Source organism: Roseateles rivi (assembly GCF_043555845.1).
Lineage (GTDB): Bacteria > Pseudomonadota > Gammaproteobacteria > Burkholderiales > Burkholderiaceae_C > Roseateles > Roseateles rivi.
Window position 1 is genome coordinate 169,303 of the sequence record NZ_JBIGHZ010000004.1, and the last position, 26,768, is coordinate 196,070.

Below are 26,768 nucleotides of genomic sequence, written 5' to 3' on the forward strand. Positions count from 1 at the left end.
TTTGTGAGCCGAGGCGCTTTTTGCTCGGGGTCAGATGTGGAAGTTCGTGAGATTTCTCACATCTGACCCCTTTCGGGGGGGAGTGGCCGTGCTTAATGCAACAGCTGGGCCTGGTGCAGCAGGTCTTGCAAGGTCGCATGAACCGCCACCGTGGGCTCCTGCCAGGTGTCGAGCGGTTCGCTGGGCTGGGCAGGCGCGGCGGCGCTGGTGGCCGTGGCGCTTTGGTAGGTCAGCCCCACACCCGGTTGCCACACGACGCTAGCCTCTGCTGCATCGGCGTTGTGCAGGGCGTCATGCCAAGACCATCCGGTGCTGCCCGTGCTGCCCGTGCTGCTGTTTGGTGTAGCGCTGAAGGACTGCAGGTCGATGAGGTCGTGCGCGGGTTGGTACTGCGCAGCCGGGGCTTGCGCGGCGGGTGCATGGGTCGCGGCAGCGTCGCCATCGGCACCGGCAGCGGCGGTGACCCTGGACGGTGCCTCGGGCAGGCCTGAAGCGCCGGCGCCGGGCTCGGGCAAGCGGTTCACGATGTCCGTCAGCCCCCAGGTGGTGCCGTCAGTGAAGACGATTTGCTGCAGCGGGTTGCCGCTGTGCCCCACGCTGCCGTTGACCATAAAGCCCTCGAAGGCGATTTGGTCGGTGCTGCCGTTGATGGACAGCAGCAGGTTCTCGCCGTCCAGTTGCAGGTACACATCACCCGTGCTGATGCCCGTGCCCAGGTGCAGGGTGTCGACTTTGTTTGCGGTGGTGTCCGTCGAGCTGCTCACCCAGTCCTGCCCGTCGCCGCGGCCGAAGACATAGACATCGTTGCCTGCACCGCCGTCGAGCGTGTCGTTGCCCGCGCCGCCGGTCAGGGTGTCGGCACCCGCATCGCCGTTGAGGGTGTTGTTGCCGCTGTTGCCGGTGATGAGGTTGTCCTGGCCATTGCCTGTGCCGTGCAAGTCGGCACTGCCGGTGAGGGTGAGGTTTTCGACATTGGCGCTCAGGGTGTAGCTCACGCTGGCTTGCACGGTGTCGCTGCCTTCGCCCGCGTTTTCGGTCACCACGTCGCCGACGTTGTCGACGAAGTAGCTGTCGTTGCCTGCAGCGCCAATGAGGGTGTCGGCACCCGCACCGCCATCGAGCGTGTTGTTGCCACTGTTGCCGGTGATGAGGTTGGACAGCGCATTGCCCGTGCCGTTCAGGTTGGCCGTGCCGGTGAGGGTGAGGTTCTCGAGGTTGGCACCCAGCGTGTAGCTGAAGTTGGCCTGCACGGTGTCGGTGCCTTCGCCGGCGTTTTCGGTCACGACGTCGCCGGTGCTGTCGAGCACGTAGCTGTCGTTGCCCGTGCCGCCTGCCAGGGTGTCGGCGCCCGCGCCGCCATCGAGCGTGTTGTTGCCCGCGTTGCCGGTGATGACGTTGTTCAGGCTGTTGCCCGTGCCGTTCAAGTCGGCCATGCCCGAGAGGGTGAGGTTCTCGACGTTGGCGCTCAGGGTGTAGCTCACACTGGCCTGCACGGTGTCGGTGCCTTGCGCTGCACTTTCGGTCACCACATCGCCCACGTTGTCGACGCTGTAGCTGTCGTTGCCTGCGCCGCCGATGAGGGTGTCCGCGCCCGTGCCGCCATCGAGCGTGTTGTTGCCCGCGTTGCCGGTGATGACGTTGGCCACCTCGTTGCCCGTGCCGTTCAAGTTGCCCGTACCGGTGAGGGTGAGGTTCTCGACGTTGGCGCTCAGGGTGTAGTTCACGCTGGCTTGCACGGTGTCGCTGCCTTCGCCTGCGTTTTCGGTGACCACGTCGCCGACGTTGTCGACCAGGTAGCTGTCGTTGCCAGCAGCGCCGATGAGGGTGTCGGCACCCGCGCCGCCATCGAGCGTGTTGTTGCCGCTGTTGCCGGTGATGACGTTGGCCAGGGCATTGCCCGTGCCGTTCAAGTCCGCCGTGCCGGTGAGGGTGAGGTTCTCGAGATTGGCGCCCAGGGTGTAGCTGAGGCTGGCGCGAACGGTGTCGGTGCCTTCGCCTGCGTTTTCGGTCACCACATCGTTGGCGTCGTCCACCACAAGGACGTCGTCGCCGGTGCCGCCAATCAGGGTGTCGGCCCCGGCGCCGCCGTCCAGCGTGTCGTTGCCCGCGCCGCCGTCGAGCTGGTTGTTGGCGCTGTTGCCGGTCAGCACGTTGTTCAGGGCGTTGCCGGTGCCATTGAGGGCGGAATTGCCGGTGAGGGTGAGGTTCTCGAGGTTGGTGCCCAGGGTGTAGTTGAAGTTGGCCTGCACGGTGTCGGTGCCCGCATTGGCGGCTTCCACCACCACGTCGCTGGCGTTGTCCAGGTCATAGACATCGTTGCCCAAGCCGCCCACCAGGCTGTCATTGCCTGCGCCACCAATGAGCGTGTCGTCGCCATTGCCGCCGGTCAGGGTGTCGTTGCCTGCGCCACCGTCGAGCGTGCCGCCGATGCTGGCGGCCAAGATGGGGGCTGCGTTCTTGTAGGGGTGGGTGGCTGACAGCAGGTTTTGCGTGCCCCATTTCCAGGCCATAAAGCCTTCCAGCAGTTGGCGGTCGGCATCGCTGAGGGTGCCGGTGGTCAGGATGTAGTCGCCAAACTGCCCGCTGTAGTACCAGCCCGTGCCCCACGTCGAGCCGCCGCCAATGCGCATGTCCGCGACGTTGCGCAACAGCCCCAAGGTGGCCACGCCATGGGCCGCGCCATTGAGGTCGGTGTAGATGGTGGCCCGGCTGGCGGTGTTGAGGGTGTTGCCGTCCCTGTAGTAGGTTTGGGCAGCGCTCCAGTAGTTGACGTTGTTGATGCCACTGCCGCCCTGGTCGGCCAAGAACGAAAAGCCCGTGGTGCCATAGGTGAAGGGCATGTACTGGGTGTCAGTGGTGTTTTGCATCCACATGGCGTTGACGGCAATGGTGTCGCTGCCAATGTTGAGCGTGGGCACGCGCAGCATGTCGTCCAAGCCGTCAAAGCGCAGGGTGGGCAGGCCATTGAGGCCCTTGGCTTCGAAGGTCGGCGCGGAGTTGCCCACGCCGTTGGGCAAGAGGTTGTAGGCATGGTTGCCCTTGCCGGACTTGTCTGCCCACATCACCACACGGCCATCGACCACGCCGGTTTCGGCCGCACCCTCGCGCAGGCCGTTGCCGTTGAGGTCGGCCGCATCCAGCCACATCGCCAGCTGGTTGCCCAGGGCGGTGGGGGCCCAGTCTTTGCCCAAGGTCAGGGTGTCGTTGCCGTCGCCGCCGCGCAGGGTGGAGCCGCCGTCGGCCAGGAGTTTGTCGTCGCCCAGGCCGCCTTCGAGCGTGTCCGCACCGCCCCAGCCGTTCAAGGTGTCGTTGCCGCCGCCGCCGTTCAGCAGGTTGGCCCCCAGGTTGCCGGTGAGCACGTTGGCGCCGCTGTTGCCCGTGGCGTTGATGGCACTGCTGCCCGTGAGGGCGATGTTTTCGAGGTTGGGCGAGGCGCTGATGTCCCAGCTCACGCTGGCCTGCACGGTGTCGGTGCCTTCGGCGGCGTTTTCCGTCAGGGTGTCAGCGGTGTCGTTCACCACATAGGTGTCGTTGCCCGCGCCGCCTTGCAGGGTGTCGGTGCCGCCGCCGCCCTGCAGGTAGTCGTCGCCCGCGCCAGCTTGCAGCATGTCGCCCTGGGTGTCGCCTGCAGCGGTTTGGGCGGTGTAGCTGAAGTGGTCGGCCGTGATGTCGCTGTAGGTGGTTTGGCCCGCCAGCTTCCACTGCAGTTGCATGGCGGCATTGCTACCGCCTTCAACGTATTCGATCCTGATGCGGTGCTTGCCCTCCGAGAGGTTCACAGGGGTGCCGTCGGCCACGGTGGCCAGGGCGCTGTCGCGGCTCAAGACTAGTTGGTCGTCGATGAACAGGCGCACCCGGTCGTCGATGATCGCGCCGAAGGTGATCAGGCCTGCCTCCGAGGCGCCAATGTTGATGTCACCCGTCCAGCGCACGGTGAAGTTGTCAGCGCCAATCAAGGCGTCTGGCGCGGCAGTGCCCCAGTTGAAATTGGGGGTTTCCTGGCGCACCCAGTTGGGGTTTTGTTCCACCAGCAAGTTGCTGCTGTTGAAATACTCGGCTTTGAGCCCTTGGTAGACCTGCGCCTCGCGTGCAGAGCGCAGCACGTCGTTGCCCAGGCCCCCCACCAGGCTGTCCACGCCGCTGGCGCCTTCCAGCCAATCGTTGCCGTCGCCGCCTTGCAGGGTGTCGTTGGCCTGGCCGCCCAGCAGGGTGTCGTTGCCCGCGCCACCGTCCAGGCTGTCACCCGCCGTGTCTGCGGCAATGGGGGCCGGGCCCCAGCTGAGGTGGTCGGTGGGTACATCGGCCCAAGTGGTGGCTGCCGACTGCTTCCACTGCCAGCTCAGGCTGGCATTGCCGGAGATTTCCGTGTACTCGATGCGGATGTCGTGAGCCCCGGCCGTGAGGGTGACGTCCCCGCTGGTGTTGAGCGCGGTGTAGCTGTCTGCCACCAGCACGCCGTCCACCCACAACCGGGCGTATTGGTCAGCGGCAATCTTGAAGTTGTAGGTGCCTGCTTCGGCCGGGCTGAGGTTGAGCTGGCCCAGCCAGCGCGTGCAGTAGTTGTCGCTGCCCGTCAGGATGTTGGGCCATGCCGTGCCCCAGTTCTGGTTGGGGTTTTCGTAGCTGATGTAGTTGATGGTGGAGAACGAATAGGTGTTGTTGTAGTACTCCGTGCGCAGCCCCATGCGGCCGATGGTGTAGGCCGCGCTCTTAAGCAGGTCGTCACCATTGCCGCCCAGCAGGGTGTCGGCCCCGTTGCCGCCGCCAAAAAGGGTGTCATTGCCGTCCAGGCCACTGAGGCTGTCGGCGCCTGCGGCGCCTTCGAGCAGGTTGTTCAGCGTGTTGCCGGTGCCGGTGTTGTTGGTGGTGGCGGTAAAGCGCAGGTTCTCGACGTTGCTGCCCAGGGTGTAGGTGGCCAGCGTGGTTTGCACGCTGTCGGTGCCTGCGTTGGCGGCTTCAGAGACCGAATCGGCGGCGTTGTCCACCACATAGGTGTCGTCCCCCGTGCCCCCGGCCAGGGTGTCGGCCCCGGTGCCCCCATCCAGGATGTTGTTGCCGCTGCCGCCGGTGATGGTGTTGGCCAGGGCGTTGCCAGTCAGGCGTGCGCTGTAGCTGATGAAGCTGGCGTTGAGGTTTTCAACGTTGGCGTCCAGCCACCAGTCGAAGTTGTTGCGCAGCTCCACGGTGTCGGTGCCCTCGCCCGCAGCCTCCACGGCCGTGGTGCGGTAGGCGTAGATGCGGTAGGTGTCGTCCCCCGTCAAGCCCGTGAGGGTTTGATACGCCCATTGGACGTTGCCGGCACCTACCAAGGTGTCGTTGCCCGTGCTGCCCACGCCGTTGACGTAGTAGGCGTTCCACAGATCCAAGGTCTCGACATTGCTGGGTATGGTGAGGCTCAGCACATTGCCAATCGTGCCGTTGCTGCGTGAAACCCAAAGGGTGTCGTTGCCTTCGCTGGCGTTTTCCACCACGCTCCAGCCCGTGGGAAAGGCGCCGGTGCTGTTGCTGTAGAGGCGGTAGAAGTCGTCGCCTGCGGCCCCGGCCAGGGTGTTGCTGCTGCCGGTGGTGTTGAAGCTCAAATCGTTGGCCAGGGCATTGCCGTCGAGGCGGACATTGCTGACGGGAGTCAGCACACCGCTGACCACCGTGCTGGTGGCAATGAAGCCGTTCTCCACATTGGCAGGCAGTGTGAAGTTGGCCCAGGCGTAGACCTGGTCTGTGCCCTCGCTGGCGTTTTCGGTGACTACGTCGCCGACGTTGTCGACGTAGTAGGTGTCGTCGCCTGCGCCGCCCACCAGGGTGTCGGCACCGGCCTTGCCGTCAATGAGGTTGTTGGCAGAGTTGCCGGTGATGGTGTTGGCCAGGGCATTGCCTGTGCCGTTGAGCGCGGAGGTGCCCGTGAGCACGAGGTTTTCAACGTTTTTGGGCAGCACGTAGGAGACACCGGCCCGCACGGTGTCGGTGCCCTGGCTGGCCAGTTCGTAGACGGTGTGGTCCATGTTGCTGACGACATAGCTGTCGTCGCCCGCGCCACCGGCCAGCCAGGCGGCACCGCTGCCGCCCACCAGGCTGTCGTTGCCTGCGCCGCCAAAGAGGGCGTCATTGCGACCGCCGCCGGTGAGGGTGTCGTTGCCGTCGCCGCCAAACACCACGGCGTCGAGCAAGCCCGTGCCGCGCGAGCTGGTGCCGGTGTAGCTGGCCGTGAGGGTGTCAGCACCCGTGCTGCCAAAGGCCAGGCGCGCCTGGGACCAGCTGGCATCGCCCGCAATGCTGCCCAGCAGCGAGACCGAGGGGGCCGTGTAGGAGGTGGTGGCCGCCCACTTGGGGCTGAGGCTGTTGAGCAAGATTTGGCGCTCAAACACCCCGGCGCTGTGGTCCAGCACCACCACTTCGGAGACATAGCCGCGGAAGTACTCGCTCCACTGCAGGGCACCGCCCACCGTCATGGTGCCCCAGTTGCCGGTATTGGTGTTGCTGCCCTGCAGCGCCACGCCGTTGTACAGCGCGGCCGTGCCATTGCTGCCATTGGTGGCCTGGTAGCTGGTGCCGGTGAAGATTTGGGTGGCCTGGGTGACGGTGTGCAGGCCCGCGCCGGTGACCCAGCCGCTGACATACATATTGTCCTGGGTGTTGCTCCAGGTGCCGATCAGCGAGTTGTTGTCCGAGGCCGAAATCAAGCGCCCCTGGGTGCCGCTGTTGGGGGTGCCCACCACGATGATGGAGTAGTCGCGCCCCAGGTTGAGGCCGCTCAGATAGACCTGCCCACCACTGAAAAGCAGCGCGTCACGGCCATTCACGGCCGTGGTGTTGAGCACGGCCTGGTTGCCGGAGGTGGTTTGCGTGAAGTTGTAGCCGTTGCCGCTCTTGTCCACCCAAGTGGTGAGCTTGTTGCCGGCCACCAGGCCGGTTTCGTTGATGCCTTCGACCACGCCGTCGCCGTCCACGTCGCTGGCGTCCAGCCAGCTCAACATGCCGCTGGCCTGGCTCAGGCTGGGGTCGGCCACGCGGCCCCAGTTGTCCAGATCGGACATGGCGGGCAGCACCTGCAGGTTGTCGCTCACGGCCAGGTTCAGCAGGCCTGGGCTGGTGGGGGTGATCAAGCGCCCGGCGACGCCCGAGTGCAGCGTGATGGCCGAGGCGTTGCTCAGGTCGGTGACGTTGTTGTATTCGGAGCTGGACAGCAGCAGCACGTCGCGCCCGCCCAGGCTGGCCACGCCGTCGCCCAGCACTTCCAGGCGGCCACCACTGTCGGACCCGACAAAGCCTGGCGCGTTCACCAAGCTCGAAGGCAGGGTGATGTAGTCGGTTTGGCTGCCGCTGAAGTCCAGGGCTTCGATGTTGATGAGTTGGTTGGCCAGCCCAGTCAGTGGCGGGTTGCTGGCGGCCGTGCCGTCGAGCTTGACGGTGTCAAAGCCCGCCCCACCGGTGGCGGTGACGAAGTTCAAATCCCCCAGCACAAAGGTGTCGGCCCCGGCGCCGCCGTCCAGTGTGTCGGCCCCGCCGCCGCCCGTCAGCACGTTGTCGCCCCCGTTGCCGGTGATCTGGTTGGCCAGGCTGTTGCCCGTGCCGTTGAGGCTGCCGCTGCCCGTCAGGGTGAGGTTTTCGAGGTTGTTGCCCAGGGTCCAGCTCACGCTGGCGCGCACGGTGTCGATGCCGTTGCCGGGGTCTTCGCTGATTTGGTCTGCGGCGCTGTCCACCACATAGGTGTCGTTGCCTGCGCCACCGGTCATGGTGTCGTTGCCCGCGCCGCCGTCGAGCACGTTGTTGCCGCTGTTGCCGTCCAGCGTGTTGTTCAGCGTGTTGCCGGTGCCATCGACGCTGTTGAACCCGGTCAGCGTGAGGCGCTCGATATTGGCCGCCAAGGTGTAGCTGACGCTGGCGTAGACGCGGTCGTTGCCTTCGTTGCCGCCTTCAATGACTTGGTCTGCCGTGTTGTCGACGTAGTAAACGTCATCGCCCAGGCCACCGGCCATGACGTCAGAGCCCGCGCCGCCATCAATGATGTTGCTGCCATCGTTGCCGGAGATCTGGTTGTTCAGGGCATTGCCCGTGCCCGTGAGGTCGCCGTTGCCCAGCAAGACCAGGTTTTCCAGGTTGTCACCCAGGGTGTAGGACAGTGTGCTGCGCAGCGTATCGGTACCCTGGTTGGCGTATTCGCTGACGACGTCGTTGACGTTGTCCACCGCGTAGGTGTCGTCGCCGTCGCCGCCTGCCATGGTGTCGGCCCCGGCGCCGCCGTCGAGCACGTTGTTGCCGCTGTTGCCCACCAGGCGGTTGTCCAGCGCATTGCCCGTGGCGTTGATGGTGCCCACGCCTGTGAGGGTGATGTTCTCGATGTTGTCCGACAGCACAAAGCTGGCGCTGGCAAAGACTTGGTCGGTGCCCTGAGCCATGAGCTCGTTGACGCGGTCGCTGCTGCTGTCAACGTAGTAGGTGTCGTTGCCGCGCCCGCCGGTCATGGTGTCGGCCCCGGCGGCGCCGTCGATGATGTTGTCGCCGTCGTTGCCGGTGAGCTGGTTGTCCAGCGCATTGCCCGTGGCGTTGAGGTTGTCGATGCCGGTGAGGGTGAGGTTCTCGACGTTGTCCGCGAGCGTGTAGCTCACGCTGGCGGTGATGCTGTCGCTGCCTTCGCCTGCGGCCTCGGTGACGACATCGCCTGCGTCGTCCACGCTGTAGCTGTCGTCGCCCGCGCCCCCGGCCATGGTGTCGGCGCCCGCGCCGCCGTCGATTTGGTTGGCGCCGCTGTTGCCGCTGATGACGTTGTTCAGGGCGTTGCCGGTGGCGTTGATGGCCGCACCGCCGGTGAGCACGAGGTTTTCGACGTTGGCGGTGAGGGTGTAGCCGATGGAGGAGCGCACGGTGTCCGTGCCCTCGCTGACGAGCTCGGTGACGACATCACCGGCGTGGTCCACCACATAGGTGTCGTCGCCTTGGCCGCCGCGCATTTGGTCGGCCCCGGCGCCACCGTCCAGGCGGTTGTTGCCGGTGTTGCCGGTGAGCACGTTGTTGAGGGCATTGCCCGTGGCGTTGATCGCGCCCGCGCCGGTGAGGGTGATGTCCTCGACGTTGTCTGATAGCGAGTAGCTGACACTGGAGAGCACCAGGTCGCGCCCGGCGTCGGCTTGCTCGGTGACCCCGTCGCCGGTGTTGTCGACGACGTAGGTGTCGTCACCCAGGCCCCCGGCCATGCTGTCGGCACCGGCTTTGCCGTCGATGAGGTTGTTGCCGTCGTTGCCAGTGAGTTGGTTGTCCAGCTCGTTGCCGCTGAGGTTGAGGTCGTTGGTGCCCAGCAGCACGCCGTTTTCGACGTTGGCCACCAGGGTGTAGCTGACGCTGGTGCGCACGGTGTCGGTGCCTTCAGCGCCGTTTTCAATCACCACGTCGCCTTGGCTGTCCAGCATGTAGTTGTCGTCACCCTCGCCGCCGAGCAGGGTGTCGTCGCCTGCGCCGCCATCCAGCGTGTCGTCGCCGCCGCTGGCTTCGATGCGGTTGGCCAGCGCACTGCCGGTGAGCGCATCGGCGCGCACCGAGCCCACCAGGTTTTCGATGTTGGAGAGGCGGTCGCCCTGGGCGTCGCCGCCCTGGCCCAGCCCGGTGCTGAGGTTGACGTTCACGCCCAGGCCAGAGCCCGCGTAGCTGGCGGTGTCTATGCCTGCGCCACCGTCCAGGGTGTCGGCGCCCGCGCCGCCTTGCAGCGTGTCGTTGCCCGCGCCAGCGAGCAGGCGGTTGGCGGCGGCATCGCCGCTGAGTTGGTCGTCAAAGGCGGAGCCGCTGAGGTTGGCGATGTTGATGTAGACATCGCCCTGGGCATCGCTGCTGTTGGTGGCGGGCAGGGTCAGGTTGGCCACCACGCCCGCGCTGGCATTGGTGTAGCTGGCGGTGTTGTTGCCGTCGCCGCCATCGAGCGTGTCGGCACCGGTGCCGCCCATGAGGGTGTCGTCGCCATCGCCGCCGCTCAAGCGGTTGTTGGCGCCGTCGCCGATCAGGGTGTCGGCATTGGCGCTGCCTTGCAGGTTTTCAATGCTGGTGTAGAGGTCGCCCTGGGCGTCGCCAACGTTGTCGGCCGCATCCAGCAAGCTGGCCGTGACGCCTGCCGTGGCGCCCGTGTAGCTGGCGGTGTCCACGCCCTGGCCGCCGATGAGGGTGTCGGCGCCAGCGGCCCCTTCGAGCGTGTCGTTGCCCAGTCCGCCTTCCAGCACATTGGCGTCTTCCGAGCCTGTGAGCTGGTCGTTGAATTCCGAACCGATGAGGTTTTCGACCCCAAGCAGCTTGTCACCCTCTGCTTCGGCCCCGGCGCCTTTGCCTGTGGTGAGGTTGACCACCACCGCATCGGTGGCCACTGCGTAGGTGACGGTGTCGGTGCCCTCGCCGCCATCGAGCGTGTCGGCGCCCGCACCGCCCACCAGCAGGTCGTTGCCAGCCAGGCCGCTGAGGCGGTTGTCGCCAGTGTCGCCCGTGAGGGTGTCGGCAAAGGTGCTGCCGGTGAGGTTTTCGATGCTGACGTACTGGTCAGCCGCAGCCTCGCCGGTGTTGCTGTCGGGTGTGGCCAGGCTGGCGTTGACGCCCACGGCGGCACGTTGGTAGCTGGCGGTGTCGTTGCCTTCGCCGCCATCGAGCACGTCGGCCCCCAGGCCACCGATGAGCACGTCGTTGCCCGCTTGGCCGCTGAGGCGGTTGTCGGCATCGTCGCCCGCCAGGGTGTCGTTCAGTGCGCTGCCGCTGAGGTTTTCGATGCTGATGTATTGGTCGCCCGCCGCGTCGCCCGCGTTGATGCGGGGGGTGAGCAAATCGGCCCAGACCCCGGCGCTGGCGCTGGCGTAGGTGGCGGTGTCGCTGCCGTCGCCACCGTCGAGCACGTCGGCGCCGCCGCGGCCTTCGAGCACGTCGTCACCGGCCATGCCGCTGAGCACGTTCACGCCCGCGTCGCCGCGCAGTTGGTCGGCCGAGTTCGAGCCCGTCAGGTTTTCAATGCCGGTGAGAAGGTCGCCCGTGGCGTCGCCCCCACTGGCGGTGCTGGCAAAGAGGTCGACGTTCACACCGCGCCCGGAGGCGATGTAGGTGGCGGTGTCAATGCCTTCGCCGCCATCGAGCGTGTCGGCGCCCGCAGCACCGGCGATCAGGTCGTCGCCCGCATCGCCCGCGATGCGGTTGTCGCCCAAGTCGCCCGTGAGGGTGTCGTTGAAGGCGCTGCCGCTGAGGTTTTCGATGCTGCTGTACTGGTCGCCCGCCGCATCGCCGAGGTTGTGGCTGGCGTCCGCCAGATTGGCCAGCACGCCGGCCGTGGCGCGGCCGTAGGCCGCGGTGTCTTTGCCCTCGCCGCCGTCCAGGGTGTCGGCGCCGCTGCCGCCTTCGAGCCAGTCGTCGCCTGCACGGCCGCTCAGCAGGTTGGCCCCTGCGTCGCCATAGAGCGTGTCGTTGCCCGCTGAGCCCGCAATGTTTTCGATGGTGCTGAGCAGGTCGCCCTCAGCGTCGCCACCCCGGCCTTTGCCGCTGCTGAGGTCCACGTGCACGGCTTCTGCCGAGGCTTGGTAGTCGGCGGTGTCGATGCCTGCGCCGCCCTCCAGGGTGTCGGCCCCTGTGCCGCCGGTGAGGGTGTCGTCACCGTCGTCGCCACGCAGGGTGTCGTTGCCCATGCGACCTTCCAGCCAGTCGTTGCCGCCGTCTCCGAGCAAGCGGTTGTTGGCGTTGTCACCCTGGAGTTGGTCGTCGAACTGGCTGCCTGCGAGGTTTTCGATGGACTCGTACTTGTCGCCCGTGGCGTCGCCGCCGTCGGCCCCCCCGGTGGCCAAGTCGACGCGCACGGCTGCGCCGCTGCGCGTGTAGCTGGCTGTGTCTGAGCCTTCGCCGCCGATGAGGGTGTCTGCACCGGCGCCGCCTTCGAGTGTGTCGGCGCCTTTTTGACCGTCCAGCACGTTGGCGCTGGCGTCGCCGACGATGCTGTCGGCGTAGCGCGTGCCCAGCACGTTTTCAATATTGCTGTATTGATCGCCCGTCGCGTCACCGCCGCGCCCGCCCAAGCTGAGATCGACTTGGACGGAGGAGGTCGAGGCGCTGTAGTCCACCAGGTCCACGCCCTCACCACCGTCCATGATGTCGGCCCCGGCGCCGCCAATGAGCGTGTCGTTGCCCCCCCGACCAAAGAGCTGGTCGTCGCCGGGGTTGCCCATCAGCACGTTGGCGTTGTCGTCGCCCGTCAGCGTGTCGTTGTACTCCGAGCCCTCGAGGTTTTCGATGCTCTGGTAGCTGTCGCCCGCTGCGTCGCCGACGTTGGCGCTGGCGTCAGAGAGGTTGGCATTGACGGCGCCCAGTGCGCCCAGGTAGCTGGCGGTGTCGTGGCCTTCGCCGCCGATGAGGGTGTCGGCCCCCGCACCGCCTTCGAGCCAGTCGTCCCCCATGCCGCCGCTGAGCTGGTTGGCCTTGGCGTCGCCCGTGAGTTCGTCGGCCAGGCGCGAGCCCACCAGGTTTTCGACGTCCTGGAGGCGGTCACCTTCGGCGTCGCCGCCCAGGCCCTTGCCGGTCTCCAGGCTCACACGCACCCCTTCGGCCGAGGCCACATAGGTGACGGTGTCGTTGCCAGCACCGCCGCGCAGGGTGTCGGCACCCGCGCCGCCGTCCAGCGTGTCGTTGCCACCGCGCCCGTCGAGCATGTTTTCGAGGCGGTCGCCGGTGATCTTGTCGTTGCCCTCGCCGCCGATGACGGCTTCGATATTGCTCAGCACATCGCCTTCGGCGTCACCGCCCGTGCCAACGCCAGTGGCCAGGTTGACCTGGATGGCCGTGGCGCTGCCCAGATAGCTGGCGGTGTCAAAGCCTTCGCCGCCGTCCAGGGTGTCGGCGCCCGCGCGGCCGGTGAGCACATCGTCGCCGTCCTGCCCACGCAGCGCGTTGTTGCCTGCGTCACCGCTGAGCGTGTCGTTGAACTGCGAGCCCGCGAGGTTTTCGATGTTCTTGAGCACATCGCCCGCGGCGTCGCCGCCGTCGGCGGTTTTTTCTTGCAGGTCGATCTTGATGGCGTCGGCCGAATCGCTGTAGTCGGCCCAGTCTTTGCCTGTGCCACCGTCCAGCGTGTCGCCGCCTGTGCCGCCGTTGAGTGTGTCGTCCCCGGCTTCGCCTTCGAGCAGGTCATTGCCAGCCTCGCCGTAGACCAGGTCATGGCCGTAGCCCGCGTGCACCACATCGTTGCCGCCACCGGCGCGGATGTCGTCACCCAAACCAAAGGCGGGCAGCACCAAGCCTGTTTTGCCGCCTGGGGCGTAGACCATGTCTGCGGCGCTGCGCACGTCTTGAATGATGGTGGGAATGACGCGTGTGCCCGTGATGCCCTTGCCTTCCATGAGGCCGGCGACGTCGATGGACAGGTCAAAGCTGCGCGGCGTGAACGGGGTCTCATCCGACGCCACGGGGTACATCAGGCGGATGGAGATTTTGTTCCCCGAGGCCGCCAGATCCGACGCGATGTCGAGCTTCCAGGCATCCCCGTTGAGGGTGCCGCCCACCACAGTGACGTCTGGTGGCAGACCGCGCAGGGTCACGCTCTTGACTTCCAGCGCGGCGCGTGCGGAAAACATCAAATCCAGTTGGCGCGCCCAGCCTGTGCCCAGCAAGGCGGTGTCGTCGCCCACCATGACTTCGGCTTCGCCCGAGCCCTTGATCTGTTCGCGCTCGGCTTGTGCTGGGGCAGAGAAATCGGTGGCTGAGCGCAAGCTGCCGCCGCCGCCAGTGATGGTGACGCGGCCATTGGCGTCCGAGCCGGTGCTTTGCCCGGTCACGTTATAGGCCTGCACGCCCACGCCAATGGTGTCTACGGGCTTGGGTGGGGCCGGTGGGTTGGTGGGGCCGCCCGGTGTGGTGGCGGGCGCATCGCCTTTGCCTGCACTGACAACCACCGTGGGTGCCGCGGGGGGCTGTGAGTACTTGAGCGAAGCTTCCTTGCTGGCCGCGGCACTCAAGTCCGGGGTGACGATGCCCTGCGCCTGAGGCAGGGTGGGTTGGGGCGTGTGGTCCACCGAGTCCTGAGCTGGGGCGGCCTCGTTGCGCACCGTTTCCTCGCTCACGGGCACCTTGGGGGTGGAGCTCACCATGGGGTGGGCCAGCTGGTCGATCATGTCGACTTTGCCGACCGCGCGGAACAGGTCTTCCGCGTTGGTGGTTTGGTCGTTGAACACGACCTTGAGGTCGGGTTCCAGCATTTGCCGCAGGGCCACATCGCGCAGCACCATGGTGCTGCCGTCTTTGAGCTGCAGGACCAAGTCCGTGCCCATCACCACCACTTTGGCCACGGCGGCCTTTGAGATACCCAGCACCACTTGTTTGGCGGTGCCAGGATTGATCACGACATTCTTTTCGTTGGCCACGGGACGCTCCATCACCCTCAGGGGTAACCTCTATGCTCGACAGAATCGCATGGAGCTGAAGAGACCGCATGGGCCGTGAAACGCACGAATGCGCGCTATTTCTCGCTTCTACCCCTTATTTGAGGGGGCAGGCCGTGATGCACTTCACGAAGTGATCGTGGAGGGGCAGGCTGCAAAAGAAAACCCCCGACAGGCTTGCGCCAAATCGGGGGGCGTTGCGGCGCAGCGGCGAGCCGCTGCGGGGGTCAGGCTCAGGTCGCGGGGCTCAGCACGCCGCGGCGGATTTGGTCCAGCTCGATGCTCTCGAACAGGGCCTGGAAGTTGCCTTCGCCAAAGCCCTCATTGCCCTTGCGCTGGATGAGCTCGAAGAAGATCGGGCCGATCACTTCCTTGGTGAAGATCTGCAGCAGCAGTTCCTTCTCCGCGCCCAGGTGGGCGGCGCCGTCGATGAGGATGCGCAGGCGCTTGAGCTCGTCCAGGCGTTCGCCGTGGTTGGGCACGCGCTTGTCCACCAGGTCGTAATAGGTCTCGATGGTGTCTTGGAACACCACGCCCGTGGTCTTCATGTCCTGCACCGTGGTGTAGATGTCGTCCGTGGCCAGGGCCACGTGCTGGATGCCCTCGCCGTTGTAGAGGTGCAGGTACTCGGCGATCTGGCTCTTGTCGTCGCTGCTCTCGTTGATGGGGATGCGGATCTTGCCGCAGGGGCTGGTCATGGCCTTGCTCTTCAAGCCGGTGAGCTTGCCTTCGATGTCGAAGTAGCGCACTTCGCGGAAGTTGAAGAGGCGCTCATAGAAGTCCGCCCACTCCTTCATGCGGCCGCGGAAGACGTTGTGCGTGAGGTGGTCGATATAGGTCAGGCCGTGACCGCGGTGCTGGCTGCTCACGGGCTGGCCAGCTGCATCCAGCAGCGGCACGAAGTCCACGTCGTAGATCGAGATATTGCCAATCTCGCCCGGCTGCGCGCCGTTCTTGCCTTGCCAGCGGTCGACGAAGTAGATCAGCGAGTCGCCAATGCCCTTGATGGCCGGGATGTTGAGCTCCATGGGGCCGGCCTTGTTGTCAAAGCCCCAGGCGCCCAGTTCCAGTGCGCGCTGGTAGGCAAAGGCGGCGTCCTTCACGCGAAAGGCAATGGCGCAGATGGAGGGGCCATGCAGGCGCGCAAAGCGCTGGGCGAAGCTGTCGGTCTCGGCGTTGATGATGAAGTTCACATCGCCCTGACGGTACAGCGTCACGTTCTTGTGGCGGTGGCGCGCCACGGCGGCAAAGCCCATGGTCTCGAACAGCTGGCCCAGCTCCACGGGGTTGGGCGCGGCGAATTCGATGAACTCAAAGCCGTCGGTGCCCATGGGGTTGTCCCAAGGGGTGAATGCGCTCATGGCGGTCTCCTGCATTGATTTGTGTTGGGGTGAGACTGTAGGCAGGGGGGCTTGCACAAATCCTGCGTCTTGCAGCGTTGATTGCCGAAGTGGCGCAGGAATCCTGCAAAAATCAGCGCATGAGCACGCCAACCGAGCTTGACGCCATAGACCGGCGCATCCTGACCGCGCTACAGCAAGACGGTCGCCTGACCTTCGACACCCTGGCCGCGCAGGTCAACCTCTCGGCCTCGGCCGTGCTGCGCCGCGTGCGCCGCCTGGAGGAGGCGGGTGTGATTGCCCGCTACGTGGCGCTGCTGAGCCCGCAGCACCTGGGTCTGGGCCTCACGGCCTACATCAATGTGCGCTTGGAAAAGCACACCGACAGCCACAAGCGCACGCCCATGGACTTGTTCCGCGCAGCCGTGCAGACCTGGCCGGAGGTGGTGGAGTGCGCTGCGCTGACGGGCGAGATGGACTATTTGCTGCGCGTGGTGGTGCAGGACATGGCGCACTACGCGCGCTTCATCAGCGACACGCTGCTGCGCCACCCCAGCGTGCAGGACTGCAAAACCAGCTTTGTGCTGGAGCGGCTCAAAGACACCACGGCCCTGCCGCTCTAGCGCGGGTATGGGGCGCGGCTCAGGCCCCGAGGTCGTCCTGGTCGAGGTCGTGCAGCAGGATTTCCGTGTGCTCGGGGCGGAGCTTGAGCAGCTCGCTGATGTCGCGCACATCGTCGGGCACGGCCGGGTTGTTCCAGTCATCGGCCGTGTGGCGGGCCAGGCGCACGGCCAGCATCACGCACTGCACCTGCGGGTCGTTGGCGCGCTGGTCGTCGGTGATGTGGGTCAGCAGCAAGGGCAAATCCCAGGCCTTCATCAAACCCTGCTCGAGCTGTGCCAGCGTGATGTTGAGCAGCTCGCGCTGCACCACATGGCTGCGCAGCGTGGGCTCGGCGAGCTGGCGCTGGCGCATCTGCAGCGCCAGCTGCGGCGCCTCAATCCACAGCAGCAGCTCGGCAAAGTCGTGCAGCAGCGCGGCGCTGTGGATGATGGCCGCGTCCGGGTCGGTGCGGTGCACGGCAAAGCCCAAGGCAAAGCGTGCCGCACGCTCGGCGCGGCGCAGCACCCGGGCAAAGCCCTGGCGCACCTCGGGCTGCGGGTCCAGGCGGTCGTGCAGGCGCGGCAAATCTTTGAAGTGCTGGAAGAAGGGCGTGATGCCAATCAACACCAGCGCGCCGGTGACGGTCTCCACATCGGCCAGCAGGCGGTGCGAGCGCAGCTGCGCGCCGTGGCGCAGCACGCGCAGCGTCATCAGCGGGTCTTTGGTGATGAGATCGCTGAGCGCGTGCGCGTCCACATCGTCTTCGTTCTCTGACCAGAACGCCACCTGATCGGCGGTGGTGGCCAACACCGGCAGGTCGATGGTCTCGAAACGACGCACCCAGCCCGCCAGATCAGCCGGGGGCTTGGTCAGCAGAGGCAGCGGTGTAGCGGGCGAGCCCGGGTCGTTCGAGTGCATGGCAGGCATGACGCGCGGAAGTTCTGCCCCATGGTAGCCATTGCCAAGACCCCAGATGTGCTGAATAGCGCCACAGCCCGGGCTCTGTTGTGGGTACTCAGCGGCGCTGCCCGGGGTGGGCCCAGGGCTGTACCGCACTGGCGCTGCTGGCCCCAGCCAGGCTGTCTTGCTGCGGCGCGGGCAGGGGCAGCAGCTGGGCCAGCGCCCAAGCCAGCAGCACCAGTGCCAGCGCCCACCCGGCATGGCGGTTGCGTTTGGGGCTGGGCTTCATAGCTCAGTTCCCCGTGTGGGCAGTTCGCCCAGCAAGTGGCCGTCGAGGAACACGCGCCCGGCGGGGTCGCCCGCGCGGCGCACGAAGGTGATCTCGCCCGTGCTGCTCATGGCCGGCGTGTGCACGCGGCTGCGGTGCAAGCTGCGAGCGCTGCGGCGCAGGGCGCGCGCCAGGCTCAGCAACAGGGCGGCCAAGCGTCTGCGCAGGCGGCTGGTTTCAATCAGGCTGCCGGTGTCGGTGCCGGCGAGCAAGGTGGTGGTGATGCTCATGGGGGTCTCCGGACCAGGCCTGCTCAGCAGGCCTGCGTTTCAGGGGCAGTGCAGCGGTGCGTAGAGCTGCTTGAGGGTTTGGGTCACTTCTTGCTTGGCACGCTGTCGCATGCCACCGGGGCTGCAGCGGTGCGCGCCGGCATGGCGCAGCTGTGCGGCTGCCACCAGCGGATTGCGGGGTTTGCGTGGGCCCTGTGCCTGTGGGCGTGCGGAGGTGAACTGAGGCATATCGATCTCCTGGCCACGCCGGGGGCTCACCCTGGCGTGTGATGGTTCAAAAGAGGATGGGATCAGCGCCTGCGGCAGACGCTTGCGCAAATGATAAACAAACGGTTATCAATGGCAAGATAAATTTATCTCACCAGCGCAACAGCTGTGGCCTGCGCGCTGCACAGGGCGCAGCGCTCACAGGCTTTGGGGGGGGGCGGCACCCGAGGCGCCGCAGTGGCAGGTTTAGCGCTTGCGCGGCTTGAGCGGGGCCACGGCTTTTTGCAGCTTGGCCCATTCGTCCATGCCCGCGGGCTTGGGGGCGGGGGCTGGCGCGCTGCTGGGCGTTGCGCGTGGCGGAGCGGCGGGGGGGGGAGGGGTCTCGCCTGGGGTCAGGACTTCGCCCAGCAAGTCCAGCAAGCGGGCTCGGGCGCGCAAGGGGTGGCGGCGGTAGTAGGTGAGCACCAGGCCGACGATGAAGCGCTCGTCCTCGTCCTGCGGCAGCAGCGGTATTTCGTCCTGCTCGACCTGGGCGGGGGCGCTGCCGTGGTCCAGGTCCATCCAGCCCGGGGGTTTGTGGCAGAGCTGTTCGAACTGGCGTGCCAGCCGCTCGCCAATCTGGCGCGAGCGACTTTTGATTTGGCTCCAGTAGCTGGGCTGGATTTGCAGCCGGTCTGCAAAGCGCCGCTCTAGGCCACGCAGCGTGGCGGCATCGGCGTTTTTGACGGTGGCAGCAACGAACTCATCGAACAAGCGCATCGCGTTGTCCAGGCGGACCTGCGCGACATCCCGGGGGGCAGAAGACATGCGCCCATCATAAAGGCGGGACGCACTCGTGCTGCTGGCATGGGGGTGGTGTGGATGACTGGTGGCTGCAGTCCGAATTTCAAGCTCAGTATTGGGGGATATGTACTCACAGATGGCCATGAGTGGAGATGATACGTTTGCCAATAGCGGCAATCTGCGGGGAAATGACACGGCTTGCTGCGTTTTGAAAACCTGTTTATTTCACACGAAGGAGTGCGGTCATGGAAGCGACACAGGTACAGACGTTCGGGGCGATGGGCTTGCAGGGGTGGCGCGAGATGGGGCGTGAAGCTGCCAGCAGCTATGCCTGGCTGATGCTGCTGCGCGGGGTGCTGTCGGTGGGGGCTGCGGTGCTGCTGTGGATGTACCCCTTGAGTGGCATCTTGGCGCTGGTGTTTTTGTTCGGCTGCTACACGCTGGTCGACGGGGTGATGTCCGTGGTGCTGGCCGTGATTGAGCGCAAGGCGCTGGAGCACTGGGTGGCCATGCTCCTGTGGGGCTTGCTGGGGATCTTCGTGGGGGTGGTGTCTTTGATGCGCCCGGAGTTGGCGGCCTTGTCGCTGTCGGTCTACATGGCGGTATGGGCCCTGTTTGTCGGAGGCATGCAGGTGGTGACCGCGGTGCGCTTGCGCAAAATCATTGAGCACGAAGGCTGGCTGGTGTTTGGCGGTCTGCTGCTGATGTTGGCGGGGGCGGCCGTGATGGTGGTGCCTGCTGCGGGCCTGCTGGCCATGCTGGGCAGCATTGGGGCGGTGCTTTTGCTATACGGCGGCCTCAACGTCTGGGGCGCCTACAAGCTCCATCTGGCCCGCAAAGCGCTCGAGCAGCCTTGAGCCCAACTGGGCTGCGCGCTACAGGGCGCCGCAGCTCACCCGCGCCTGGCCTGGCCCCAGACAAGCCAGGGCCAGGCACAGAGCGGGCGTGGGTCAGCGTGGGGTGCTGGGTTTGAACAGCGGGATGACGTTGCGCTGGCCCCGCTCCAGGTAGGGCACAGGGGTGTCCATCCAAGCTGGGCGTGGCGCACCCAGCAGGTAGTGGTCAAAGAACTCCGTCATGTGCACCGTGTAGTGGCGCACGCCGTCGCGGTCGCGCAGGGCGTGCTTCTCGCCGTTGTAGTTGAACCAGTAGGCCTCCTTGCCCAGGCGGCGCAGCGCGGTGAAGAACTCAATGGCCTGCCCGTAGGGCACGGCGTCGTCTTCATCGCTGTGCACCGTGATGTAGGGCGTTTTGACCTTGTGCACCTGGAAGATGGGCGAGTTGTTTACATAGGCCTGGGGGTTTTGCCAGGGCGTGGTGGCCATGCGGCTTTGCCCCATCTCGTACTGGAAGGCGCGTGACAGCCCCGTGCCCCAGCGGATGCCGCCGTAGCCGCTGATCATGTTGGCCATGGAGGCCCCGGCCGAGGCGGCCGCAAACAAGTCTGTGCGGGTGATGAGGTAGTTGATTTGGTAAGCCCCCCAGCTGTGGCCCTGCACGCCCACGCGTTTGGGGTCCACGATGCCCTGCGCGATGAGCTGGCGCACGGCGGGCACCACGCTGTCGAGTGCACTCTGACCCGGCTGGCCGATGGTGAAGTCCACGTCCGGGCGCAGCACCAGGTAGCCGTTTGAAACATAGCGGCTAGGGTTGATGTTCTGGCTGGCGGCCGGCACCACGTACTGGTAGCGGTTGCCGCTGAATTTCTCGTAGAAATTCACCATCAGTGGGTAGCGCTTCTTGGGGTCGAAGTCGGCGGGCTTGGCCAGTAGCGCACGCATGGTTTTGCCTTTGGCGGTCTTGTAGGTGATGAGCTCCTGCGTGCCCCAGCGAAAGCGCGCCTGCTGAGGGTTGGCCTCGCTGATGCGCTGTGGCGCCTGGCTCAGCCACAGGTCGGCGCTCCAGAGGTCGGGGAACTCGGTGAAGCTCTGGCGCGTGAAGAGCACGCGCTCGGCGCTGCGGGCCTTGATCATGCCCATCATGGCTTGAGGCCCGTAGATCAGGCGCTGCGGCGCAGTGCCGCTCTTGAGGTCCAGCCGGTAGAAGCCGCTGTCGCGCTCGGTGTCGTGCACGGCGCTGAGCATGAGCTGCTCGGGCAGGGGGCGGTCCATCCAGCCCTTGGGCTCCAGCGGCAGCACGCGCAGCTCAAGCTTGTGGCGCCGCCCTTCGCCGCGGCTCAGGTTCACGGCTGCCTCGCCTTGCGGGCTCAGGGCCCACAGGTCGTAGCGGTCGTAGACCACCAGGCGCGCGTCGTCCGCCGTCCAACCCGCCAGGCCGTAGGGCGGGGCGAGGTCGGGCGTGTCGTGCTCCTCTTGTTCAAAGCGCAGCTTCTGGCTTTGGCTGAGCTTGCTGCTGAGGTCGATTTCCTTGCCGCTTTGGCTCTCCCAGGCCAGCCAGCGGCGGTTTTGCGCATCAAAGCCCGCGATGTAGCGCCCGGCGGGCGACAGGCGCGGCGCTTGGCGCAGCTTGCGCGCGAGCAGGCGGGACTCGCCGCTTTCCATGTCCACCACGTAGACATCGCTGAAAAAGCCTTCCCAGGAGCGCTGCATGCGGTAGGGCACGTCGCTGAGCCCCAGCGCCCAGCGCGGGTTGTCGTTGGTCTGCACATGCGGCATGGCTTCGGTGCCCAGCTGCACCAGGCGCACGCCCTGGGCGCTGATGTGGGCCACGGCGCGCAGGCTGCGCTGACGTTCACGCTCGGCGTTGACCTTTTGCGCTGACTGCAGCTCGGGGTCCTTCCAGTGCCAGAGGTCGACCTTGAGCGGCTCGGGCGCCCCCTTGGGCAGGGGCGGGCGCAGCACCGCCGTGCCAAAGAACAGGCGCGCGCCATCGGCGCTGAAGTCCAGGTTGGCGTGCTCGCTGGGGCCGTGTTTGGGCGGCAGGCCCAGCCGCCCGGCGCTGGCAATGACTTCGGCCAGGGTCTGGCCCTCGCGCCACAGCAGCAGCTCAAAAGGTGTGGGGGCAGGCGCGTCGGTGCGCTCGGCTTCGCGCGGCTCGGGCGTGTGGGGCTGCTGCGCCACGTGGGCGCGGTTGCTCACAAAGGCGAGCTGGCGGCCCGCGTCGTCAAAGCGCAGCTGGCGGTAGCGGCCCGCGCCGCTGGCCAGGGTTTGGGTGCTGGCGGTGGCGCTGTGCCAGAGGTAGACGCCCTCGGCCGCGCGTGCGCTGGCCGGGGCTTTGTCCGGCAGCGAGCGGCTCAGGGCCAGGCGTTGGCCTTGCTTGGCCCAGATGAAGGCGTCCACGTCCTGGAAGTTGTGGCGCGTGTTGGCGGCTGCGCCTTCGCGCAGGTCCAGCACCAGCAGCTCGGTGCCAGCGACTTTGCGGCTGGGGGTCGCCGAGGCGCCTTCTTCGCCCGAGCCCGGCATGCCGGGCAGAGCCTGGGGCGGCGGTGCTTCCTGGTCGGCCTCGGGGCTCAGGTCGGCGCTGGCGTCGTCATCGATGCCTGCTGGGGTTGGCGCGGCGGTGGCTTTGCCGTCCTTGCTGTCTTTGCGCGGCGCTTCCAGCAGCAGGGCCAACAGGGCCGGGCCTTCTTCCGGCCAGGCCCAGCGCTTCACGCCGGCTTGTTGCTCGGTGTGGCCGCTGGCCAGGTCCAGCCAGCCCGCGCCGGGCTTGGGCAGATCGTCACCCTTTTTCTTCTCGCGCTTGGCACGTTCCAACTCGGCACGCGGCACCTGCACGGTGAAGGCCACATAGCGGCTGTCCGGGCTGAACTGGGGCAGGGCGCCGCGCGGCACGCGCCATTGCTTGTCGCTGCCGAGGTGGCGCAGCACCAGCTCGCCGTCTTCGTCGGGGTGGTGCAGGGCGTAGGCAGCCCACTGGCCGTCGGCCGAAATCTGCGTGCCCTGGATGGTGCGCCACAGCGCGAAGTCGGCAAAGCTCAAGGCTTGCGGTGCGCTGGCGGCGGCTTGGGCAGAGGCCGCGGAGGACTCAGCGCTGGGCTGGTTTTGCGCCTGCGCGCTCGCCAACCAGGCGCACAGTGCGCTGGCCAGCAGGATTTTGGGCAAATCAGGGGTGTGGCGGTGTGACATGGATGCGAGGCAATGGCTTGAACTGGGCACGTCAGCCCCAACGGGCTGCACGGGGTCGGGCGATTCTAGGAGTGCGCCGCGACCCCGCGCTCCAGCGCGATGTCACCTGCACAGCGCGGTCGGCTCGGGCTGCAGCCTGGGGGGCTGGCGCTGCAGATCGTCGCAGCGCGCGGCTGTGCCGGGCCGAGCAGGGCTATGCTGCACAGCATTGACACAACCCCTGTGATGGAGCTGAGAGATGAGCGCAGAAGAACTATCCCGCCTGGCTGATCTGCACGCCAAAGGCGCCCTGACCGATGACGAATACCAACGTGCCAAGGCCCGCGTGCTGGGCGGTGGCGGTGTGGGCAGTGCGTCGCTCAGTGGCTACCGGCGCAGCGTCTCGGACCGTTGGTTTGGCGGTGTTTGCGGAGGGCTGGCGCGCAGCACCGGGGTTGATGCCTGGGTCTGGCGACTGAGCTTTTTCTTTGTGGCTTTTTGCGTGGGCTTTGGCGCGCTGCTGTATTTGCTGCTGTGGGTGTTTGCGCCGCAGGAGTGAGCTGCGGCGCCAGCCGCACGCTAGACCGAGCCTGATGTGGCGTAGCTGGGGACGGCGACCAAGCAGTCCTCAGGCCCCTCATCCAGGGCCACGTACAGCACTGTTTCTTCTTGGTGCACGCGCTCGCCCAGCGCGCTGAACACCTGCTGGGTGTCGGCAATAAAGCCCTTGGGGTTGCTGGCGATGCTCATGGAGCCACGCCATTTCATGGCATAGGCCGTGAAGGTGCGGCTGATGGGCTGCATGTCGCGCGCAAAGCGCTCACCCAGTACGCGCAGCGGCGCGTGGCTGCTGCGCTGGCACTGTGGGTAGAGCTGCAAGTCCTCCGCCGCGAGGTGGATGGAGAGCTTGCCGCTGAGCTGGATCAAGAGTTGCCAAGCCTGTTGCGATTGAGCCACCAGCGTGACCGGGTCTAGCAGGGCTTGAATCTGCCCGACCAAGTCCATGATCTCTGCGTGCTGCTCGCGGTAGTGAGCGGTCTGGCTCATGGCATTCACCTGTTGGATAGGGCCTGCCAGTGTGTGCGCAAGTGTCCCCCTGCGCCAGGGGCTGACAGCGCAGCGGCTGCGCACAAGCGCACAGTTGGCGCCGAAAAATATAGGGGCAGGCCATGCCATCCTTGTGCGCCATGTGCGCAAGGCGCCCGTCGGTCGTGGGCGCCGTGATACGTGTTTCGGTAATGATATCGATTCGCAATTACCATTGCGCACTCTTGAACATTCCGGCGCAGATCGATGACACCCTCCCGCACCCTTTCGACCCCTGTTTGGCGCAGTTCGCGCGTGGCCGCTGCTGTGCTGTGCGTGCTCAGCGGCTGGGCGCAGGCCCACCAGCCCACGCCTGACAAAGGGGGGGCAACGCCGGTGGCACAACAGCTCGAACCCGTGCAGGTCGATGGCCGCAGCACCCAGGCCAATATGCGGCGCGGCGCACTGCGCCAGGACATCGTGCAGACCGAAACGCTGTCGGAGAAGCAAATCGAGCGCTCCGGCGCGACCAATATCAACGAAGCCCTGGACAAAAACCCCGGCATTGCCGTGCAGCTGGAGTGCTCCATCTGCAATGTGCGCAATGTGCTGCTGAACAACCTGCCGGGCCGCTACACCACGCTGCTGATCGACGGCATCCCCATCTACTCGGCGGTTTCCAGCGCCTACGGGCTGGACAGCGTGTCGGTGTGGGGCCTGGAGCGCGTGGATGTGGCCCGTGGCGCGGGTGCGAGCCTGATCGCGCCCGAGGCCTTGGCCGGCACGGTCAACATCATCACCAAGCGGCCCATGAAGGACGAGAACCAGCTGCGCCTGCAACTGGGCGGCTACGGCTCGCGCCAGGCCGACGGCTATGTGGCGCGCACCCTGGGTGCCAACAATGACGGCGCGCTCTCACTGAGCTTCAACCTCAATCGCCACGACAGCATTGATGGCGACGGCGACGGCATCAGCGAGTTCAGTGGTTTTGAGCGCCGCATGGTGGGTCTGGCTGGCTTTGCGCGTGACCTGGGCGGCTGGCGCGCTCGCACGCGGCTGGATGTCATCAAAGAGGACCGTGGTGGTGGCGCGCTGGGGCGCGACTATCAGGCCATCATGGCCGACCAAAGCGGCAACCCGTTTGACTTCCGCAAGACCCGCCACGGCTCCCCCAGCCGTGAGGGCTGGGTGGTGCCCGCCGACGGCAGCCTGCTGCGCTATGACGGCGGGCGCGGCGGCTTTTCGGAAATCATCTTCACCGACCGCGTGCAATGGGTGGGCAGTGCCGAGCGCCCACTGGGCAATGGCAAGCTGCGCCTGGCCGCTGGTGCGGCGCGCCACGAGCAAGACAGCTACTACGAGCACTCGCGCTATGCCGCGGCACAAGACCAGTACTACGCCGAGATCTCGGCCCAGCAGGACGTCGCGGGTTGGCAGCTCACCAGCGGTTTGAACTACCGTTTTGAAGACCTGGCCAGCCATGGCGCCACCGCCGATGGCACGCCCGTGGTGGGCGTGGACAACTACGTCTACCGCACGCCGGCGCTGTTTGTTCAGGGCTACAAGACCTTTTGGGACGATCACCTGGAGCTCAATGCCTCGCTGCGCCACGACCGGCACAACGTCTTTGGTGGCATCACCTCGCCGCGTGTGAATGCGCTCTACCACCACACGCATGAGCTCTCCAGCCGCCTCTCGCTGGGCCGGGGCTTCCGCGCGCCTACCAGCTTTTTCGAGCAAGACCACGGCATTCTGGACACGGTGCGCATCGAGCGCCAGGTCACCAAGCCCGAGATCTCCGACAACCTCAGCTACGCGCTGAACTATGCCGATGAACGCCTGGCCGTGACGGCCTCAGCCCACCACAACCGCATCCGCAACTTCACCATGCTGGACTCGGGGGCCAGCGACGCCCAGGGCCGCCCCATCACGCTCTTTACCGCCGCCACCCAACCCGTGACGGTGCAGGGCATCGACCTCAACGGCTCTTACCTGCTCACCCCCGCGCTGACCTTGTCGGCCGCGCTGGAGCGCTTCCGCTACCGCTTCACACCGGGCACGCTGGCCTTCCCGCGCCCCACCTCGCGCGCCTACGCCAGCATGGACTGGGAGCAGGGCGCCTGGGATGTGACGGCCAAACTGGTGTGGACCAGCGCCATGGACTTGCGCCGCTTTGGCCAGGACGCCGATGGCCGCTGGAACCGCTACAACTTTGACGGCACGCCCAAGCGCACGCGCAGCCCGAGCTACATCACCCTGGATGTGCGGGGCGAGTACCGCTTCAACCCCACGCTGGCCGTATTTGCGGGCGCGGACAACCTCAGCAACACCCGCCAGGTGGACACCGAAAGCCAGCTCTTTGTCGATGCCGACGGCGCACTGGACGTGGTGCACCTGTGGGGACCCAACCGTGGACGCTACGTCTATGCCGGCGTCAAGCTCAGCTTCTGAGCGCGTGCGTGCGCCGCAGCGGTCGCTGGCGCGTTTGCTGCTGTGCGCCGCGCTGGCGGCCGCGCCTGCTGCGGTGCGGGCTCACCCCGACGAGCCGCAGGTCTGGCGCGCCACGCTGGCGGCGGTGGACGGCAGCCGCTTTCTGCACAGCTGGCAGCAAAGCGGCCCGCTGCTGGTGAACTTCTGGAGCCAGGACTGCCCACCCTGCGTGCGCGAGCTGCCCTTGCTGCAAGCCTTTGCCCGCGCCAACCCACACTGGACGGTGTGGCTGGTCAGCCTGGATGCCCCTGCCCAGGCCCACACCGCCGCACAAGCCCTGGGCCTGCAACTGCCCCTGCTGCGCGCAGGCCAAAACCCCGCCGGGCTGCTGCGCGCCGCAGGCAACCGCCAAGGCGCGCTGCCCTACACCCTGGTGTTGTGCACCGACGCCTCAGGCGCGACGCAGCGCATCTGCCAACGCCAACTGGGGGAGCTGTCGGCGGGGGTGTTGGCAGGGTGGGGTGGGATGTAGTCTCCGCTCCCTC

14 protein-coding genes are annotated in these 26,768 nt (G+C 66.4%); 5 read left to right on the forward strand and 9 right to left on the reverse strand.

Annotated features, from left to right (window positions below):
* Window positions 1-92: 92 nt before the first annotated feature.
* Complete coding sequence (locus ACG0Z6_RS11005; protein ID WP_394461305.1) at window positions 93-14,354, reverse strand: PA14 domain-containing protein; 14,262 nt, start codon at window positions 14,352-14,354, stop codon at window positions 93-95.
* A gap of 251 nt (window positions 14,355-14,605) precedes the next feature.
* Window positions 14,606-15,733 (reverse strand): 4-hydroxyphenylpyruvate dioxygenase, encoded by a 1,128-nt coding sequence (hppD, locus tag ACG0Z6_RS11010; protein ID WP_394461307.1) that lies wholly within the window; start codon window positions 15,731-15,733, stop codon window positions 14,606-14,608.
* Window positions 15,734-15,852: 119 nt separating this feature from the next.
* Here hppD and ACG0Z6_RS11015 point away from each other — a divergent pair, with 119 nt between their 5' ends.
* Window positions 15,853-16,335 carry an Lrp/AsnC family transcriptional regulator gene (locus ACG0Z6_RS11015; protein WP_394461309.1) on the forward strand — a complete coding sequence of 161 codons (483 nt, stop codon included), beginning with the start codon at window positions 15,853-15,855 and terminating at the stop codon, window positions 16,333-16,335.
* A 19-nt stretch (window positions 16,336-16,354) separates the two neighbouring features.
* On the opposite strand, the gene ACG0Z6_RS11020 is transcribed toward ACG0Z6_RS11015, so the two are convergent.
* From ACG0Z6_RS11020 to ACG0Z6_RS11040, 5 genes are all read right to left on the reverse strand, one after another.
* Window positions 16,355-17,233, reverse strand: a complete 879-nt coding sequence (locus tag ACG0Z6_RS11020) for an HDOD domain-containing protein (protein WP_394461311.1) — start codon at window positions 17,231-17,233, stop codon at window positions 16,355-16,357.
* A 97-nt stretch (window positions 17,234-17,330) separates the two neighbouring features.
* Window positions 17,331-17,504 (reverse strand): hypothetical protein, encoded by a 174-nt coding sequence (locus ACG0Z6_RS11025; RefSeq protein ID WP_394461314.1) that lies wholly within the window; start codon window positions 17,502-17,504, stop codon window positions 17,331-17,333.
* Window positions 17,501-17,773 (reverse strand): hypothetical protein, encoded by a 273-nt coding sequence (locus ACG0Z6_RS11030; RefSeq protein ID WP_394461316.1) that lies wholly within the window; start codon window positions 17,771-17,773, stop codon window positions 17,501-17,503. Before ACG0Z6_RS11030 ends, ACG0Z6_RS11025 begins: the two co-directional genes overlap by 4 nt.
* 39 nt (window positions 17,774-17,812) lie before the next feature.
* Window positions 17,813-18,001, reverse strand: coding sequence for a hypothetical protein (locus ACG0Z6_RS11035; protein WP_394461318.1), 189 nt, complete (start codon window positions 17,999-18,001; stop codon window positions 17,813-17,815).
* 225 nt (window positions 18,002-18,226) lie between these two features.
* Window positions 18,227-18,787, reverse strand: a complete 561-nt coding sequence (locus ACG0Z6_RS11040; protein ID WP_394461320.1) for a hypothetical protein — start codon at window positions 18,785-18,787, stop codon at window positions 18,227-18,229.
* 221 nt (window positions 18,788-19,008) lie between these two features.
* On the opposite strand from ACG0Z6_RS11040, the gene ACG0Z6_RS11045 reads away from it, so the two are divergent.
* Window positions 19,009-19,620 carry an HdeD family acid-resistance protein gene (locus ACG0Z6_RS11045; protein WP_394461322.1) on the forward strand — a complete coding sequence of 204 codons (612 nt, stop codon included), beginning with the start codon at window positions 19,009-19,011 and terminating at the stop codon, window positions 19,618-19,620.
* Window positions 19,621-19,713: 93 nt separating this feature from the next.
* Here the strand turns inward: ACG0Z6_RS11045 and ACG0Z6_RS11050 are convergent, their stop codons facing one another.
* Window positions 19,714-22,788, reverse strand: a complete 3,075-nt coding sequence (locus ACG0Z6_RS11050) for a S9 family peptidase (RefSeq protein WP_394461324.1) — start codon at window positions 22,786-22,788, stop codon at window positions 19,714-19,716.
* Window positions 22,789-23,026: 238 nt separating this feature from the next.
* On the opposite strand from ACG0Z6_RS11050, the gene ACG0Z6_RS11055 reads away from it, so the two are divergent.
* Window positions 23,027-23,326: a PspC domain-containing protein gene (locus ACG0Z6_RS11055; protein WP_394461326.1), complete on the forward strand. Its 300-nt coding sequence runs from the start codon at window positions 23,027-23,029 to the stop codon at window positions 23,324-23,326.
* Window positions 23,327-23,346: 20 nt separating this feature from the next.
* On the opposite strand, the gene ACG0Z6_RS11060 is transcribed toward ACG0Z6_RS11055, so the two are convergent.
* Window positions 23,347-23,814: a hemerythrin domain-containing protein gene (locus ACG0Z6_RS11060; RefSeq protein WP_394461328.1), complete on the reverse strand. Its 468-nt coding sequence runs from the start codon at window positions 23,812-23,814 to the stop codon at window positions 23,347-23,349.
* Window positions 23,815-24,060: 246 nt separating this feature from the next.
* Here ACG0Z6_RS11060 and ACG0Z6_RS11065 point away from each other — a divergent pair, with 246 nt between their 5' ends.
* Both ACG0Z6_RS11065 and ACG0Z6_RS11070 read left to right on the forward strand, forming a co-directional pair.
* A complete protein-coding gene (locus tag ACG0Z6_RS11065; RefSeq protein ID WP_394461330.1) occupies window positions 24,061-26,244 on the forward strand; it encodes a TonB-dependent receptor plug domain-containing protein in 2,184 nt (727 codons plus the stop codon).
* Window positions 26,219-26,755, forward strand: a complete 537-nt coding sequence (locus tag ACG0Z6_RS11070; protein ID WP_394461332.1) for a TlpA family protein disulfide reductase — start codon at window positions 26,219-26,221, stop codon at window positions 26,753-26,755. Before ACG0Z6_RS11065 ends, ACG0Z6_RS11070 begins: the two co-directional genes overlap by 26 nt.
* The last annotated feature ends 13 nt before the right edge of the window (window positions 26,756-26,768 follow it).

What these genes read in the sequence shown, in the direction of transcription:
- hppD (WP_394461307.1), bottom strand. Translation starts at nt 15,733, where the DNA reads ATGAGCGCATTCACCCCTTGGGACAACCCCATGGGCACCGACGGCTTT.
- ACG0Z6_RS11015 (WP_394461309.1), top strand. Translation starts at nt 15,853, where the DNA reads ATGAGCACGCCAACCGAGCTTGACGCCATAGACCGGCGCATCCTGACC.
- ACG0Z6_RS11020 (WP_394461311.1), bottom strand. Translation starts at nt 17,233, where the DNA reads ATGCACTCGAACGACCCGGGCTCGCCCGCTACACCGCTGCCTCTGCTG.
- ACG0Z6_RS11025 (WP_394461314.1), bottom strand. Translation starts at nt 17,504, where the DNA reads ATGAAGCCCAGCCCCAAACGCAACCGCCATGCCGGGTGGGCGCTGGCA.
- ACG0Z6_RS11030 (WP_394461316.1), bottom strand. Translation starts at nt 17,773, where the DNA reads ATGAGCATCACCACCACCTTGCTCGCCGGCACCGACACCGGCAGCCTG.
- ACG0Z6_RS11035 (WP_394461318.1), bottom strand. Translation starts at nt 18,001, where the DNA reads ATGCCTCAGTTCACCTCCGCACGCCCACAGGCACAGGGCCCACGCAAA.
- ACG0Z6_RS11040 (WP_394461320.1), bottom strand. Translation starts at nt 18,787, where the DNA reads ATGTCTTCTGCCCCCCGGGATGTCGCGCAGGTCCGCCTGGACAACGCG.
- ACG0Z6_RS11045 (WP_394461322.1), top strand. Translation starts at nt 19,009, where the DNA reads ATGGAAGCGACACAGGTACAGACGTTCGGGGCGATGGGCTTGCAGGGG.
- ACG0Z6_RS11050 (WP_394461324.1), bottom strand. Translation starts at nt 22,788, where the DNA reads ATGTCACACCGCCACACCCCTGATTTGCCCAAAATCCTGCTGGCCAGC.
- ACG0Z6_RS11055 (WP_394461326.1), top strand. Translation starts at nt 23,027, where the DNA reads ATGAGCGCAGAAGAACTATCCCGCCTGGCTGATCTGCACGCCAAAGGC.
- ACG0Z6_RS11060 (WP_394461328.1), bottom strand. Translation starts at nt 23,814, where the DNA reads ATGAGCCAGACCGCTCACTACCGCGAGCAGCACGCAGAGATCATGGAC.
- ACG0Z6_RS11065 (WP_394461330.1), top strand. Translation starts at nt 24,061, where the DNA reads ATGACACCCTCCCGCACCCTTTCGACCCCTGTTTGGCGCAGTTCGCGC.
- ACG0Z6_RS11070 (WP_394461332.1), top strand. Translation starts at nt 26,219, where the DNA reads ATGCCGGCGTCAAGCTCAGCTTCTGAGCGCGTGCGTGCGCCGCAGCGG.